The sequence below is a fragment of the Sphingomonas sp. 2SG genome (assembly GCF_005503285.1).
Taxonomy (GTDB): Bacteria; Pseudomonadota; Alphaproteobacteria; order Sphingomonadales; family Sphingomonadaceae; genus Sphingomonas; species Sphingomonas taxi.
On the sequence record NZ_SCMZ01000005.1, the window covers coordinates 35,257 to 49,224 of the forward strand.

Below are 13,968 nucleotides of genomic sequence, written 5' to 3' on the forward strand. Positions count from 1 at the left end.
CGTCTCTGCGCCTCTGCGCGAACCCATTCAGCGCTGCCGCGCACACCCAGCTGACGGAGGCGAGGCCATGCTCCATTACGGCGACTATCAGAATGCGATCTACGGCGCCGGCCTCGCCGGGGTGGTGCCGAAAGTGCCGGTCGATTTCGCCACGTTGGAGGCGCGCGCGCTCGCCGCGCTGCCGCCGTCGGTGCGTGACTATGTCCAGGGCGGCTGCGGCGATGAACACACGCAGCGCACCAATGCCGAGGCGTTCCGCCACTGGGGCATGACGCCGCGGATGATGGTCGATTGCGCGACGCGCGATTTGTCGGTGCGGCTGTGCGGCCTCACGTTGCCGAGCCCGGTGTTCATGGCGCCGATCGGCGTCACCGGCCTGTGCACGCCCGACGGCCACGGCGACCTCGTCGCCGCGCGCGCCGCCGCGGAGACGGGCGTGCCGCTGGTCGCCTCCACTTTGTCCAACGACCCGCTCGAGGCGGTCGCGGCGGCGAGCGGCGCCACCCCCGCGCTCTTCCAGCTCTACACGCCCAAGGATCGCGACCTCGCCGCCAGCCTCGTCGCGCGCGCGGAAGGCGCGGGCTACAAGGCCATCGTCGTGACGCTCGACACCTGGGTCACCGGCTGGCGCCCGCGCGATCTCAACACCGGCAATTTCCCGCAATTGCGCGGCGCCGTGCTCGCCAATTACTTCAGCGACCCGGTCTTCCGCGCACAGCTCGCCGTGCCGCCGGAGCAGGACCCCGCCGCCGCGATCCGCCAGTGGATGGGCGTGTTCGGCAAGGTCCTCACCTGGGACGACATGCCGTGGCTGCGCGCACTGACCAAGCTGCCGCTGATCCTCAAGGGCATCTGCCACCCCGACGACGCGCGCCGCGCGATCGATGCCGGTGCCGATGCGATCTATTGCTCGAACCACGGCGGGCGGCAGGCGAACGGCGGCATCGCCGCGATCGACCTGCTCCCCGACGTCGTCGCCGCGGCGGGCGCCACGCCGGTGCTGTTCGATTCGGGCATCCGCTCGGGCACCGACGTGGTCAAGGCACTGGCGCTCGGCGCGACCGCGGTCGGCATCGGCCGCCCCTATAGCTACGGCCTCGCGCTCGACGGGGCGGCGGGCTGCGCGCACGTGTTGCGCTGCATCCTCGCCGAGGCCGACCTGCTGATGGCGGTCAACGGCTGGCCGACGATCGCCGCGGTGCGCGAGGCGGGCGCGCGGCGGCTCACCGCGTGACGATATGCGGCACGAACCGCGCCGTATTGCCGGTAATCAGCCCGTCCTCGCGGATGCCCATCCCGGCGGGTTCGCCGTCGACCACCCAGCTGCCGATCACCGGGAAACAGCCCGGCGCCGGTTCGGGCAGGCGATAGATCGCCTGATAGACATAGCCTTCGTCGCCGTATTCCCCCGCCGCCTCGGCGACGATCCGCCCGCCGCGGCGGATCGAGACGTTGGCGCCCTCGCGCGACAGCAACGGCTTGGCGACCGCATCGCCGTCGGGAATGTCGAAGCCGGCCGGCAGCAGATTGGGATGATCGGGGAACAGCGCCCACAGCACCGCGAGCACGCCCTTGTTGCTCCAGATCATCTTCCACACCGGCTCGATCCACGTCGTGCCGCCGGCCGCCAGATCCTCGACCAGCATGTCGGCGAACGCCTCGTTGGCGAGCCATTCCCACGGATAGAGTTTGAACACGGCCTCGATCGGCTCTGCCGCGTCGTCGACGAAGCGGCGGCGCTCGTGGTCCCAGCCGATCGTCTCGACCGCCATCGCCACCGTCTCGAACCCCGCCGCCGCCGCGGTGTCGCGCAGATAGGCGGTGGTGACGCCGTCCTCGCCCGCCTCGTCGGCGGCATGCGCGAAATGGACGCAGCCCGGCAGATGATCGGCAAGGTCGCGCCACTTCGCCACCAACGCTTCGTGCAGGCCGTTGAACTGGTCGGCGGCGGGGAAACAGTCTTCCTTCCAGCTCCACTGGATCACCGCCGCCTCCAGCAGCGAGGTCGGCGTATCGCAATTGAACTCGAACAGTTTCGGCGGCGACGCGCCGTCGTAGCCGAGGTCGAATCGCCCGAAGTCGAGCGCGGGCGGCTCCGCCTCCCACGCGTCGCGGATCGGCTGGTGGAAGGCGCGCGGGATGCCGAACCGGTCGAGCAGCCCGCGGTCGCCGACGATCGCCTCGCCGGCGGCGAGGAACAGGCGGTAGAGTTCGGCGGTCGCCGCCTCGATCTCGGCGATCTGCGCCGCGGCGAAATGATAGCAGACCGATTCGTCCCAATAGGGGCGGCCGTCGGCGGTATGCCAGATCAGCCCCTCCGCTTCGACCTTCGCCTGCCAGTCGGGCCGCGGCGTCAGCGTGGTGCGGATCACGAGCGACCGCTCCCGAAACTGCGCGCCGACGCGCCGAAGCCGCCGCGGCTGATCGCCCCGGCGCGCGTCACCTGCGTCGCCGCGGGCGCAAAGCGATACGCCCGGCCCGGCGCCCGCGCATACGAGCCGCCGCCGACGCGCTCGCCATAAGGCGGGATCATCGCGTTGCGCGCGAGGAAGTACCATAGGAACGGGCTGACTCCGCCAACATGGCTCTGGCGCGCGCACTGGCTGTCGGCGACGCGGTTGCCGCTGCGATCGGTGCATACCGCGGTATCGCCCTGCGCGACCCAGCCGTCGGCGTCGTCGCGCGACTTGCCGCAGCCTGCCGCCAGCAACGCGGCCGCCAGCGCCGTCGTGAACTTCAGCTCGTGCCTCAACATGTCCTCCGGTCGGCCGATCTTGGCTGTTGCTGGAGTATGACGCAGGAAATCGAATAGGGTGAGCGTCTTTTTTACGATCCAAAAAAGCACAGGACTGCGGATCATCCGCTTGACGGTTGGTTTCCCCGGCGTACGGCTGCCATTGGTCAAAGGAGCAAACTATGACTGACGAATCCACCGATCTGAACGCCGTTGAACTAGCAACCGAATTGACGATTGCTTGGCTCGGCAACCCCAACACCCGTACTTCCGCCGATGAGGTTCCGGCCTTTCTCGGAAAGATGCACGACACCGTCTCGGCACTGCTTGGCGCCAGCGGTGCGGCACCGGAAGCGCAGCCCGCGACTGAATATACCGCCGCGGTCTCGGCGCGGAAGTCGCTGGCGTCGAAGGATCACATCATCTCGATGATCGACGGCAAGCCCTACAAGACCTTGCGTCGTCATCTCGCGACGCACGGCATGACGCCGGCGGAATATCGCGAACGTTATGGCCTGAAGGCCGATTATCCGATGGTCGCGGAGAATTATTCGGAGAGCCGCCGCGCCATGGCGAAGAAGATCGGCCTCGGCCGCAAGCCCGGTGCGCGCAAGGCCGAAGGGGGCGCCGAGGGCGCCGCAGCGGCGCGTCGCGGCCGCAAGTCCGCGGACGCCGTCGAGGCCTGACGCCGACGGGCAGGCGAGCGGCGCGCGACCGACCCGATCGGTCGCGCGCCGTTTCGCCCCGCCGCCCGGTTACTGCCCGAACGTACCCTGACGATAGAGCAGGGTGATCGCGACGCGGCGATTGCGCGGGTCGCCGGGATCGCTGGTGATGATCGGCTCGCGGTCGGCGACGCCCTCGATCCGCTCGAACCGCGTCTCGGGGATGCCGCCGAGCGCCAGCCGGCGCCGCGTCGCCTCGGCCCGGCCGGACGAGAGCATCCAATTGTTCATCGCGCGCGGGTCGCCATAGGGCACGCTGTCGGTATGGCCGCGGATCATGATCGTGTTGGGCGTTCCCGCGATCGTCCCGGCGATCATGCCGATCAGCTCGGACGCCTTGGCATCGAGCGCGGTCGTGCCGAGCGCGAACATCGAATAATCGGCATTGTCGACCAGATCGATGCGCAGCCCGTCCTGCGTCGGCACGAAGCGGATATGGTCGGCCATCTTCGAGAGCCGCGGCGAGGCTTTGATCTGGTTTTCGAGCTGGGTCTTGATCGCCTGGAACGCCTGTTTGTCCAATTGCATCGCGGCCGGGTTGCGCAGCGACCCCTTGTCGCCGGTGCCGCTCTTCTGCCCGCCCGACATGCTCATCGGGATGCCGATCGAGGCGATCGGCGCCGATGCCGCACGCGGCCCGAGCTTGTTGTTGCTGAGGATCGATTCGCCGCCGAGCACGCCGTTGCCGCCGAGGCCGGTCATCTTCTTGTCGAGCAGGGTCGGCGCGAAATAGTCGGCGATGCCCTTGCGCTGCTTCTCGGTCGTCGCGCCGAGCAGCCAGAGCAGCAGGAAGAAGGCCATCATCGCGGTCACGAAGTCGGCATAGGCGACCTTCCACGCGCCACCGTGATGGCCGGCATGGCCACCATCGATGATCTTCTTGACGATGATGATCTTGGGCGGCTGGTTGTTGCCGTGCGGCGCGGCGCGGGCCATCGCTTATTTGCCCCGCAGGCCGTCGAAGACCTCGGCGAAGCCGGGCTGGTTCTTGTGCGCGATCCCGGACCGTGCCGCCTCGATCACCAGCGGCTGCGGGTGGCCATGCAAAGATGCGATGATGATCTGCTTGACCACCATGTAGATCGCGGCATCCGCGTCGAGCACCTGCTTGAGCCGCCCGGCGAGCGGCGAGACGATGCCATAGGCGAGCAGCACGCCCATGAACGTGCCGACCAGCGCCGAACCGATCATCCCGCCGAGCACCGACGGCGGTTTGTCGATCGAACCCATCGTCTTCACGATGCCGAGCACCGCGGCGACGATGCCGAGCGCGGGCAGCGAATCGGCGAGGCTGTTGAGCGTCGTATGCGGCCCCTCGACCTCGTGGTGATGCGTCTTGATCGAATGGTCCATCACCTCCTCGACCGCATGGACGTCGAGCGTCCCCGACGAGACGACGACGAGGCGCAGCGTATCCGCGATCAAATTGACCAGCGTATGGTCGGCGAGCAGGCGCGGATATTCGCTGAACACCGCCGACGATTTGGGGTCCTCGACATGCGGCTCGAGCGCGATCGGACCGTCCATGCGCAGCATCTTCATCAGCTTGCTGACGAGGAAGATGACGTCGAGATAATCCTGCTTCTTGTACTTGGGGCCCTTGAACACCTTGGCGAGGCCGCTGCCCACCGCCTTCAGCTCGGTGCCGGAATTGCCGATGATCAGCGCGCCGGCCGCGGCGCCGCCGATGATCAGCATCTCGTGCGGGATCGCCTCCATGACCGGCCCGAGCGCGCCGCCGGTGATGGCGAAGCCGCCGAACACCATGGCGAGAAGAACGACGAGACCGATGGCAGGAAACACTGTGGGAAACCCCCGTTGCGCCGGCGAGCCGGCAATCCGATACGACCGGATTAACCGCACTTCCTAGATAAGTGGTTACCGGCCGGGTGAGTTTGTTTGGTGGCGCGGATCGCGCACCGGGCGCGCCTGCTTCCGGCGACCGCCGGAAGCCCTGTTCGAGCGCGCCAACGCGCCGCACCGACGCCACGGATCGCGGCACCGGTGGTGGCGAAGGTCGGGGATGCCGCCTATTTGATGTAGTCGAACAGCGAGAGGCTCGACAGCTTGCTGAAGCTGGCCTGCGAGGCCGACAGCGCGGTCATCATCTGCTGGAGCTGCACGACCGCGTCGGTCATGTCGACCTGTTCGAGCTTGCCGCGCAATTCGGTGCGATCGGTATTGGCGGTGACCAGCAACTGCTGTTGCAGGTCGACGCGCGCCCCGCGCGCACCGACCGAGGCCGAGACGTCGGCGACCTGGTTGACCGCCTGGCCGATCTGGTCGAGCGCGCTGCTCACCGTCGCCGAGACGTCGCCGCCCGCGTTGAGCGTGGTGGCGAGCTTGCTCAGCATCGCCAGCGTGTTGTCGCTGCCGCCGGCGAGCGAGAAGATGCGCTTGGCGCTTTCGGTCGCCTGCACGCTCTGGCCGTCGGCGATCGGCACTTCCGACACCTGCACGTCGGGCGGGAAGGTGAAGGTGCCGTCCTTGTTGTCGACCACCGCCAGCCCGCCCGATGCCGATCCGAACAACGGCTGGCCGCGGACGTTCTTGGTGTTGGCGAGGCCGACGAGCGACCCGACGATCGAATTGAGCTCGGTCGCGATGATCTTGCGCGTCGCATCGGTCTGCGTGCCGTTCGCCGCCTGCGTCGCCAGCTCGGTCGCGCGGGTGAGCTGCGTGCTGATCTGGCTGAGCACGCCATCCGCCTGATCGAGCAGCGAGCCGGCGAGCGTGATGTTGGTGCCGTAGACCGCGGCATCGGCATCCTTGCGGTCGAATTCGGCTAGCTGCTGCGCGGCGGCGGGATCGTCCGACGGCTTCAGGATCTTCTTGCCGGTCGAGATCTGCGTCTGCAGTTCCGACGCGCGTTCGCTCATCTTCGAGAAGCGGCTCGAAGCATTGGCGTAGAAGAGGCTGGTGGAGATCTGCATGGCGCGCCCTAGCGGATATCGAGGATGGTCTGCATCGTCTCGCGCGCGACCTGGATCACGCGGCCCGACGCGGCATAGGCCTGCTGGAAGCGCATCAGATCGACCGCTTCGGCATCGAGGTTGACGCCCGTCGCAGTCGACAGCGCCGTCGTTGCGCCGTCGCGGATCGCCGCCTGTGCGTCGGCGATCGTGTTCTTCTGCTTGTAGGCGGTGGCGTTGTCGGTGACGAGCGCGGTCAGCGAGGTTTCGAAGCCCTTGCTGACCCGGGTCGCCTCCAGCGCGGTGAGGTTGGACGAGTCGCGCACGCCGCCGCCCTGTGCCGCGGCGATCTTGCCCGCGGCGATCTGGCTGCCCGTGAAGGTCGCCGAGATGCTGACGTCGGTCGGTTTCGCGCCGGTGGTGAACATCGCGACGCCCTGCGCGCCGGTCTGGTCGAGTCCCGCCGCCTGATTGTCGTTGACCGCACCGACGAAGCTCTTGGCGACCGCGTCCAGCTCCTGGCGGATCGCGGCGACGCGCTCGGCACCGTCGACGATCCCGGCGATCGAGCCGCCGGTCGCGCCGATCTGGTTCTTGACCGCACCGACGGTGACCGAGAAGGCGATCTTGCCGTTGCTGTCGCGATCGTAGGAGATCATGCCGCTGTTGACCCCCTGCACGAAGGCGGGACCGGTCGAGCCGGCGAAGCTGACCGTGGCGCGACCGATCGCGTCGGTCCGGCTGGTGATGTCGGCGATGCCGCTCATCTGCGAGAGGATGTTATCGCGCTGGTCCATCAGCTGCGCGGCGGCGGTGCTGCCGAGCTGGGCGCGGCTGATGCTCTCGTTGATCTTGGCGAGCGAGTCGCCCAGCGACGTGAGCGTCTGCGCCGCCTGGTTGCCGGCGCTGTCGATATCGGCATCGACCTGATCGAAGGCCTTGCCGGTCGCGGTGAAGGCGATGCCGGCGGAGGCGGCGGCGCTCATCATGCCGGTGCGCAGCGCGGTCGAATTGGGTTCGGCGGCGAGGCTCTGCGCCGATGCGAAGAAGGACGTGACGCGCGAGGTCAGCGCATTGCCGGTCAGCGCGCCCTGGATGCGGTCGAGCCAGTCCGCGCCACCGGTGGTGCGGGCGAGATCGCTGGTCGAGGCGCGCAGCGCGGCGCTGGCGTAGACGTTGGACGACCGGTTGATCCCGGTCATGACGACGCCGTTGCCGGCACCATAAGGATTGGTCGAACCGCTGCCGCCCGCGACCTCGGCGACGTTCACCGTGCGGCGGGTATAGCCGGGCGAGTTCACGTTGGCGATATTCTCGCCGACCGTGGCCAAGGCGCTCTGATAGGCGCGGACGCCCGAGGCGCCGATCGACAGCAAGTCGCTCATTTCGGCGGATCTGCAACAGAAGCATTAAGATCGGATTGCGACTTGGCGAGAAAGGCGGTCATCGCCTTGCCGATGCCGAGCGGCGTCGTCTCCGCCATCGACTGGGCGACGCGCGCGTCCTGCATCTCGCTGAACGTGTCGATCGCCTTCGAATCGAACAACGGATCGGCGAGCTTCGCCTGACGCATGCTCTTGAGCATCATGCCGGTGAACACCGCCTCGAACTTCTCGCCCGCCTTCTTGAGGTTGTCGGCGGACTTGAGCCGCGACGTATCGGTCGAGATGCCGCCGGTGGCCGCAATCGGGGTGGTGCCGAGCGTCGTCATAGCACGATCAGCTCCGCCTTGAGGCTGCCGGCCTCCTTCAGCGCTTCGAGGATCGCGACGAGATCGGCGGGCGAGGCACCGATGGCGTTCACCGCCTTGACGATGTCCGCGAGCTTCGGGCCGGGGTTGATGAGGAACATCGGCTTCTTCTCCTCTTCGATCGACACGTTGGACTTCTTCTCCAACGCGGTCTGACCCTGGCTGAACGGCGCCGGCTGGCTGATCCGCTGGTTCTCGTCGATGCGCACGGTCAGCTTGCCGTGCGTCACCGCGGCAGGACCCACCCTGACCGCAGAATTGATAACGACCGTTCCGGTGCGCGCATTTACAATTACTTTTGCGGACGGCTCGGCGGAGGTCGCATCGAGGTTCTCGATCGTCGACATCAGCGTCGCGCGCACGTCGGCGCCCTGCGGTGCACGGACCGCGACCGAGACGCCGTCGATCGCCTGCGCCGTGCCGAAGCCGAACTTGGCGTTGATCGCCTGCGCGACGTTCTGCGCGGTGGTGAAATCGGACCGCGCGAGGTTGAAGGTCAGCATCGGCGAGGAGTCGAACCCGGTGGCGACGGCGCGCTCGACCGTGGCGCCCTCGGGAATGCGGCCGGTCGAGGGGACGTTGACGACGATCCTGGAGCCGTCCGCGCCTTCCGCGCCGAGACCGCCGACCGCGAGATTGCCCTGCGCCATCGCGTAGATTTGGTTGTCGGCGCCGAGCAGCGGGGTCAGCACGAGGCTGCCGCCGCGCAGCGACTTGGCCTTGCCCATCGACGCGACCGTGATGTCGAGCCGCTGACCCGGCTTGGCGAAGGGCGGCAGCTCGGCGGTAATCATCACCACCGCGGCGTTCTTCATGCCCGGATTGGCGCCCGGCGGCAGTTGCAGGCCGAAGCGCGACGCGACGGCCTTCAGCGACTGGACGGTATATTCCAGATTGTCGTCGCCGGTGCCGGGCAGGCCGACCACCACGCCGTAACCGGTGAGTTGGTTCGAGCGGATACCCTGGAAGCCGCCGAGGTCCTTGATCCGGTCCGCCGAGGCGGGCGCGGCGAACGCGAGCGTGGCGATCAGCGAGGCGAGAAGAAAACGGATCATGGCGGACACTCTGCGCGTCATAGGGTTAACGGGCGCTCAAAACGGGCTGACGACGGAGAAGAAGCGGCTGAGCCAGCCCTGCCGGCCGGCACGGGCGACGTCGCCCTTGCCGGTATAGGCGATCTGCGCGTCGGCGACGCGGGTCGACAGGATGCGATTGTCGGCGCCGATATCGGCGGTGCGGACGATGCCCTTGATCTGGAGGAATTCGTCGCCGCGGTTGAGCGTGACGCGCTTCTGCCCCTGCACCAGCATCGTGCCGTTGGGATAGACTTCGGCAACGGTCACCGAGACCTCGCCCGACAGCGAATTCGCCTGATCGGCCTGCCCCTGCCCGTCGAAACCGCGGCTGCCGCTGGCGGTGACGTCGGTCGAGTTGAACAACTTGAGCGGTCCGGTCGTCGGCGGCGTGATGCTGCCCGATCCCTTCGAATCGAGCTTGGAACCCGACGACTTCGATGCGGCGGTGCGCTCGACGAGGATGATCGTCAGCGGATCGCCGACGCGGCGTGCGCGCCAGCCCTCGTACAGCGCGGCATAACCATCGCTCGCCTGGAAGATCGACCCGTTGGCGGGCGCCGGCGCCGGTGCGACGGGCGCGCGCACGACGGTGAAATCCTCTGCCGGCTTCTTCTTGCCGAGGATGCTGGCATCGGCCGTTCCGGGCGTGAACGCGGCAAGCGCGAGCAGTCCCGCGGCGGCGACGGCGGCCGGACGGCGATTATGCGGTGCGGCGGCCATCACAGGTTCTGGTTCACATATTTGAGCATTTCGTCGGACGACGAGATCATCTTGGAATTGACCTCATAGGCGCGCTGCGTCTCGATCATGTCGACGAGTTCCTCGACGACGTTGACGTTCGACGCTTCGAGGCTGCCCTGGCGGATGTTGCCGCGCCCGTCCTGGCCGGCGATGCCGAGGTTGGCGGCGCCCGACGAAGCGGTCTCCTTGAGGTAATTGTCGCCGGTCGATTGCAGCCCCGTGGCGTTGGGGAAGCTCGCGACCTGGATCTGGCCGATGTTGGTGCCCTCGTTCTGGCCCGGCACCTGTGCGGTGACGGTGCCGTCGGTACCGATGGAGACCGAGGTGGCATTGGCCGGCACGGTGATGCCGGGCATCACCTGATAGCCTTCCGAGGTAACCAGCAGGCCCTCGGGCGACCGGTTGAAATTGCCGGCGCGCGTGTAGCCGAGGTTGCCGCCGGGCAGCTGGACCTGGAAATAGCCGTCGCCGTCGAGCGCCATGTCGAAGCTGTTGCCGGTCTGCGTGAGCGAGCCCTGCGTATCGATCCGCGCGGTGCCCTGCACGCGCACGCCGGTACCGAGGTTGAGGCCGGTCGCATATTTGGTCTCGGCGGTCGACGCCGCGCCGGGCGCGGTGATCGTCTGATAGGCGAGCGTCTCGAAGGCGGCGCGATCCTTCTTGAACCCCGTCGTGTTGACGTTGGCGAGGTTGTTCGAAATGACCCGCATGCGCGTATCCTGGGCGTCGAGCCCGGTGCGCGCGATGTGCATGGCGGAGGAGGACATCGTGTCTGTTCCTTAACTCGGGAGGCGCATCACGGAGGTGCTGCTCTCGTCCATATCCTTGGCCGACTTCATGAGGTTGGCCTGAACCTCGTAACTGCGCTGGTTCTCGATCATGTCGACCAGCGCCTGCGTCATGTTGACGTTGGAGCCTTCGAGCGCGCCGCCCTGCACCTTGGCGTCGAGATTGGCGGGCAGAGTGCCGCCGCCCTTGACGCGGAGCAGGTTGTCGAGCCCCTTCAGCGTCGCCGTTCCCTTGGTGTCGACCAGCTTGAGCCGGTCGAGCACCTGCGGGTTCTTCGCGTCGCCGCCCTGCGGCACGATGCTGATCGTGCCGTCGGCGGCGATCGTCAGGCTGTCGTGCGGCGGCACGGTGATCGGCCCCGCCTGCCCCTGGACGATGAAGCCGTCGCCGGTCTGGAGCACGCCCGAGGGCGCGATCTCGAGATCGCCGCGGCGGGTATAGGCCTCGCTGCCGTCGCCCGCCTGCACCGCCAGCCAGTCGCTGTTGCCGCTGATCGCGACGTCGAGCGCGCGGCCGGTCGCCTGGATCGCGCCGGGCGCGCGATCGGCGTCGGTCACCTCTTCGCTGGTCGGCATGCGCGCTTCGAGCTGCGCGCCGCCGCCCTTCAGTTCGATCCGGTCGAAGACGACGCGATCGGCGCGGAAGCCGGTGGTGGACGCATTCGCCATATTGTTGGCGATCGCCGCCTGCGCCTGCATGTGCGCACGCAGCCCCGTCGCCGCCGTATAGACCAATTTGTCCATTTAAGGCCTCCGCGCCGCGTCGCTTAGTTGCGGATCTGGATGATGGTCTGCGAGACCTGGTTGGCGGTATCGAGCGCCTTCGAGTTCGCCTGGAAGTTGCGCTGCGCCGCGATCAGATTGACCAGCTCCTCGGTGATGTCGACGTTCGATCCCTCGATCGTGCCGCTCATCAGCGAGCCGAAGCCGTCGGCGCTCGCCGAGCCCAAAGTCGCCGCACCCGACACGCCGGTCGCCGCCCAATAGCTGTTGCCGATCTGGCGCAGGCCGGTCGGCGTCGAGAATTTGGCGAGCGCGACCTTGCCGAGCGGCTTGATGTCGCCGTTCGAGAAGCTCGCCTGGATCAGGCCGGCGTCGGTCACCGTCACGCCGGCGAGCTGGCCGACCGCGATGCCGTCCTGCGTCTTGGCATTGACCGCGAATGCCGAGGACAGCTGCGTCGAGTTGGTCAGGTCGAGCGACACGGTCTGCGCCGCGGCGCCCGAGGTCGGCGTGAAGGTGTTGAAGTTGAGCGGCATCGTCGTGCCGGTGGCGAGCGCACCCTTGTCGTCGAAGGTCAGCGTGACCTTGTCCGACTTGGCCGCACCGGTGCCGGTGGTCATCGCCTGGTCGCCGATGAAGGTATAGACGTCCCAGCTGCCGGTGGTCGCCGGCGGACCGGCGGTGCCGGCAGCGGTGCGGACGTAATAGCTGGTCATCGTCATCGGGTTGCCGTTCGCGTCGTAGATGCGCGTGGCGACCGAATTGTTGTAGCTCGTCGTATCGGTACGATCGAACTTGTAGCCGGCGCCGCCGCCCTTGACGGTCGAGGTCGACGACATCTGCACCGCGGTGGCGACCTTGCTGGTCCCCTTGGGGGTGCCGCTGGTCTGCTGGATCTGCAGCGTGGTCAGGCCCTTCTCACCGGTGGCGGTGACGTTGCCGTCACTGTCGACCGGATAGACCATCAGGTAGCTGCCCTGCGCGTCGACGACGTTGTTGTTCGAATCGACCGAGAAGGCACCGTTGCGGGTGTAGGTGGTCGAATCGCTGGTGCCGGTCGAGCGCATCGTGAAGAAGCCCTCGCCGACCATCGCCAGGTCGAGCGCGTTCGACGTGGTGGTGAGGTTGCCCTCCTTGAACTGCTGCGTGTTGCCCTTCACCACGACGCCCGAACCGACCATCTTGCGCGGATCGGTCGAGGTGCTCGACGCGATGATGTCGGCGAATTCGGTGCGGCTCTTCTTGAAGCCGGTGGTCGAGACGTTGGCGAGATTGTGGCTGATCGTCGCCATGTCGGTCTGCGACGCCTGGAGGCCGGAAAGCGAGGTGTAGAAGGACATCGGGTTACTCCTTGGAAGCGGTAGGTCGGCGGATGAGAATCAGGTGGCGGAACGGACGTCCGAGGGATCGACGTCGCCGACCCCGAGGACCTTGAGCTTGGGGGCGCCGCTGGACGGCAGCGACACCGATTCGACCGGCGCCCAGACGAGCGTGCGGCTGGTCACCGTCTTGTCACCGGCAGTGGCGAAGGCGGTGATCGTGAAGGGGCCCGAACCGACGCTGTTGCCGGCGCCGTCCTTGCCATCCCAGTCGAAGGTCGCGGTGCCCTGCTTCTGCGCGCCGAGTTGCAGGTTGCGCAAAGTGCCGCCGTTGGCGTCGGAGATCGAGACGTTGACCTGCGTCGCGTCGCCGTCGAGCTCGACCGCACCGTCGAGGCTGCCGCTGGCGCGCGGATAGGCGGTCGAGCCGGCGGTCAGCACCGTCTTGCCGACGTAGCTCATCGCATCCGACGCGGTGGTCGAGCCGAGCTTGGTGGCGACGCCGCTGAGCGTCTTGTTCATCTCGCTGATGCCGGCGACGGACGAGAATTGCGCCATCTGGGCGACCATCTGCGTATTGTCCATCGGGCTGAGCGGGTCCTGGTTCTTGAGCTGCGTGGTGAGCAGCTTCAGGAAATCGTTCTGATCCAGCGTCGTCTTGGTCGTGCCCGGGGTCGCCGAGGCGCCGGTCGCGGTGGTCGTCGCGGTATTCGCCGTCGAGCGCTTGATGCCGAGCTTGTCGAGCGTCGCATCGAAGGTCGACTGGGTGGTCGAGGCGGTGGTCACCATGATTAGCGTCCCAGCTTGAGGGTATCGATGGTGAGCTGCTTGGCAGTGTTCATCACCTCGACGTTGTTCTGGTAGGAGCGCGCGGTCTCCATCATGTCGACGAGCTCGCGGCTTTCGTCGACGGCGGCCTGGTAGATATTGCCGTCCTTGTCCGCGAGCGGGTTGTTCGGATCGTAGACCTTGGTCGGCGATTCCCCGGCGGTGACGATCTTCTCGACGTCGACGGTGGCAAGGCCGCTGGCGGCGTCGAAGCTGGTGCGGAACACCGGCTTCATCGTCTTGTACGCGGTCTCCGCCGACCCCGTCGTGCCGCCGACGTTGGCGAGGTTGGACGCGGTCGTGTTCATGCGGATGAGCTGCGCGCTCATCGCGCGACCGGCGACCTGGAAGACGTTCATCGGATCGGCCATC

The 13,968-nt window shown here is 67.3% G+C and carries 16 protein-coding genes; 2 read left to right on the forward strand and 14 right to left on the reverse strand.

The window, feature by feature from the left end:
• Nucleotides 1-67: 67 nt before the first annotated feature.
• On the forward strand, nt 68-1,234 hold the full coding sequence (locus FFS23_RS03710) for an alpha-hydroxy-acid oxidizing protein (protein ID WP_137897507.1): 1,167 nt from the start codon (nt 68-70) through the stop codon (nt 1,232-1,234).
• Here FFS23_RS03710 and FFS23_RS03715 read toward each other — a convergent pair.
• Nucleotides 1,224-2,372 (reverse strand): glutathionylspermidine synthase family protein, encoded by a 1,149-nt coding sequence (locus tag FFS23_RS03715; RefSeq protein ID WP_137897508.1) that lies wholly within the window; start codon nt 2,370-2,372, stop codon nt 1,224-1,226. The two genes, FFS23_RS03710 and FFS23_RS03715, sit on opposite strands and share 11 nt — an antisense overlap.
• Nucleotides 2,369-2,752, reverse strand: coding sequence for a hypothetical protein (locus FFS23_RS03720; RefSeq protein ID WP_137897555.1), 384 nt, complete (start codon nt 2,750-2,752; stop codon nt 2,369-2,371). Before FFS23_RS03720 ends, FFS23_RS03715 begins: the two co-directional genes overlap by 4 nt.
• 164 nt (nt 2,753-2,916) lie before the next feature.
• Here FFS23_RS03720 and FFS23_RS03725 point away from each other — a divergent pair, with 164 nt between their 5' ends.
• Nucleotides 2,917-3,420 carry a Ros/MucR family transcriptional regulator gene (locus FFS23_RS03725; RefSeq protein ID WP_038663662.1) on the forward strand — a complete coding sequence of 168 codons (504 nt, stop codon included), beginning with the start codon at nt 2,917-2,919 and terminating at the stop codon, nt 3,418-3,420.
• 69 nt (nt 3,421-3,489) lie between these two features.
• Here the strand turns inward: FFS23_RS03725 and FFS23_RS03730 are convergent, their stop codons facing one another.
• From FFS23_RS03730 to flgC, 12 genes are all read right to left on the reverse strand, one after another.
• Nucleotides 3,490-4,395: a flagellar motor protein MotB gene (locus FFS23_RS03730; RefSeq protein ID WP_137897509.1), complete on the reverse strand. Its 906-nt coding sequence runs from the start codon at nt 4,393-4,395 to the stop codon at nt 3,490-3,492.
• 3 nt (nt 4,396-4,398) lie between these two features.
• A complete protein-coding gene (gene motA / locus FFS23_RS03735; protein ID WP_038663668.1) occupies nt 4,399-5,262 on the reverse strand; it encodes a flagellar motor stator protein MotA in 864 nt (287 codons plus the stop codon).
• A 227-nt stretch (nt 5,263-5,489) separates the two neighbouring features.
• Nucleotides 5,490-6,392, reverse strand: coding sequence for a flagellar hook-associated protein FlgL (flgL, locus tag FFS23_RS03740; RefSeq protein WP_137897510.1), 903 nt, complete (start codon nt 6,390-6,392; stop codon nt 5,490-5,492).
• A gap of 8 nt (nt 6,393-6,400) precedes the next feature.
• The gene (gene flgK, locus FFS23_RS03745) at nt 6,401-7,756 is read right to left on the reverse strand and encodes a flagellar hook-associated protein FlgK (protein WP_038663673.1); all 1,356 of its coding nucleotides are present in this window, start codon (nt 7,754-7,756) and stop codon (nt 6,401-6,403) included.
• Nucleotides 7,753-8,082, reverse strand: a complete 330-nt coding sequence (locus tag FFS23_RS03750) for a rod-binding protein (protein ID WP_038663675.1) — start codon at nt 8,080-8,082, stop codon at nt 7,753-7,755. The genes flgK and FFS23_RS03750 overlap by 4 nt, the downstream gene beginning before the upstream one ends.
• Entirely contained in the window at nt 8,079-9,176 is a 1,098-nt protein-coding gene (locus FFS23_RS03755) for a flagellar basal body P-ring protein FlgI (RefSeq protein ID WP_137897511.1), read from the reverse strand. The genes FFS23_RS03750 and FFS23_RS03755 overlap by 4 nt, the downstream gene beginning before the upstream one ends.
• Nucleotides 9,177-9,212: 36 nt before the next feature.
• Complete coding sequence (locus FFS23_RS03760; RefSeq protein ID WP_137897512.1) at nt 9,213-9,917, reverse strand: flagellar basal body L-ring protein FlgH; 705 nt, start codon at nt 9,915-9,917, stop codon at nt 9,213-9,215.
• Complete coding sequence (gene flgG, locus FFS23_RS03765; protein ID WP_038663683.1) at nt 9,917-10,705, reverse strand: flagellar basal-body rod protein FlgG; 789 nt, start codon at nt 10,703-10,705, stop codon at nt 9,917-9,919. Before flgG ends, FFS23_RS03760 begins: the two co-directional genes overlap by 1 nt.
• Before the next feature lie 12 nt (nt 10,706-10,717).
• Nucleotides 10,718-11,470, reverse strand: coding sequence for a flagellar basal body rod protein FlgF (locus tag FFS23_RS03770; RefSeq protein ID WP_038663686.1), 753 nt, complete (start codon nt 11,468-11,470; stop codon nt 10,718-10,720).
• A 23-nt stretch (nt 11,471-11,493) separates the two neighbouring features.
• Nucleotides 11,494-12,789: a flagellar hook protein FlgE gene (locus FFS23_RS03775; RefSeq protein WP_038663689.1), complete on the reverse strand. Its 1,296-nt coding sequence runs from the start codon at nt 12,787-12,789 to the stop codon at nt 11,494-11,496.
• A 39-nt stretch (nt 12,790-12,828) separates the two neighbouring features.
• Nucleotides 12,829-13,557 (reverse strand): flagellar hook assembly protein FlgD, encoded by a 729-nt coding sequence (locus FFS23_RS03780; RefSeq protein ID WP_038663692.1) that lies wholly within the window; start codon nt 13,555-13,557, stop codon nt 12,829-12,831.
• Between the two features lie 2 nt (nt 13,558-13,559).
• Nucleotides 13,560-13,967, reverse strand: a complete 408-nt coding sequence (gene flgC, locus FFS23_RS03785; protein ID WP_038663694.1) for a flagellar basal body rod protein FlgC — start codon at nt 13,965-13,967, stop codon at nt 13,560-13,562.
• Nucleotide 13,968: the final 1 nt, after the last annotated feature.

Coding starts and splice junctions, on each gene's coding strand:
- FFS23_RS03710 (WP_137897507.1), top strand. CDS start 68: ATGCTCCATTACGGCGACTATCAGAATGCGATCTACGGCGCCGGCCTC.
- FFS23_RS03725 (WP_038663662.1), top strand. CDS start 2,917: ATGACTGACGAATCCACCGATCTGAACGCCGTTGAACTAGCAACCGAA.
- FFS23_RS03730 (WP_137897509.1), bottom strand. CDS start 4,395: ATGGCCCGCGCCGCGCCGCACGGCAACAACCAGCCGCCCAAGATCATC.
- flgL (WP_137897510.1), bottom strand. CDS start 6,392: ATGCAGATCTCCACCAGCCTCTTCTACGCCAATGCTTCGAGCCGCTTC.
- flgK (WP_038663673.1), bottom strand. CDS start 7,756: ATGAGCGACTTGCTGTCGATCGGCGCCTCGGGCGTCCGCGCCTATCAG.
- FFS23_RS03750 (WP_038663675.1), bottom strand. CDS start 8,082: ATGACGACGCTCGGCACCACCCCGATTGCGGCCACCGGCGGCATCTCG.
- FFS23_RS03755 (WP_137897511.1), bottom strand. CDS start 9,176: ATGATCCGTTTTCTTCTCGCCTCGCTGATCGCCACGCTCGCGTTCGCC.
- FFS23_RS03760 (WP_137897512.1), bottom strand. CDS start 9,917: ATGGCCGCCGCACCGCATAATCGCCGTCCGGCCGCCGTCGCCGCCGCG.
- flgG (WP_038663683.1), bottom strand. CDS start 10,705: ATGTCCTCCTCCGCCATGCACATCGCGCGCACCGGGCTCGACGCCCAG.
- FFS23_RS03770 (WP_038663686.1), bottom strand. CDS start 11,470: ATGGACAAATTGGTCTATACGGCGGCGACGGGGCTGCGTGCGCACATG.
- FFS23_RS03775 (WP_038663689.1), bottom strand. CDS start 12,789: ATGTCCTTCTACACCTCGCTTTCCGGCCTCCAGGCGTCGCAGACCGAC.
- FFS23_RS03780 (WP_038663692.1), bottom strand. CDS start 13,557: ATGGTGACCACCGCCTCGACCACCCAGTCGACCTTCGATGCGACGCTC.
- flgC (WP_038663694.1), bottom strand. CDS start 13,967: ATGGCCGATCCGATGAACGTCTTCCAGGTCGCCGGTCGCGCGATGAGC.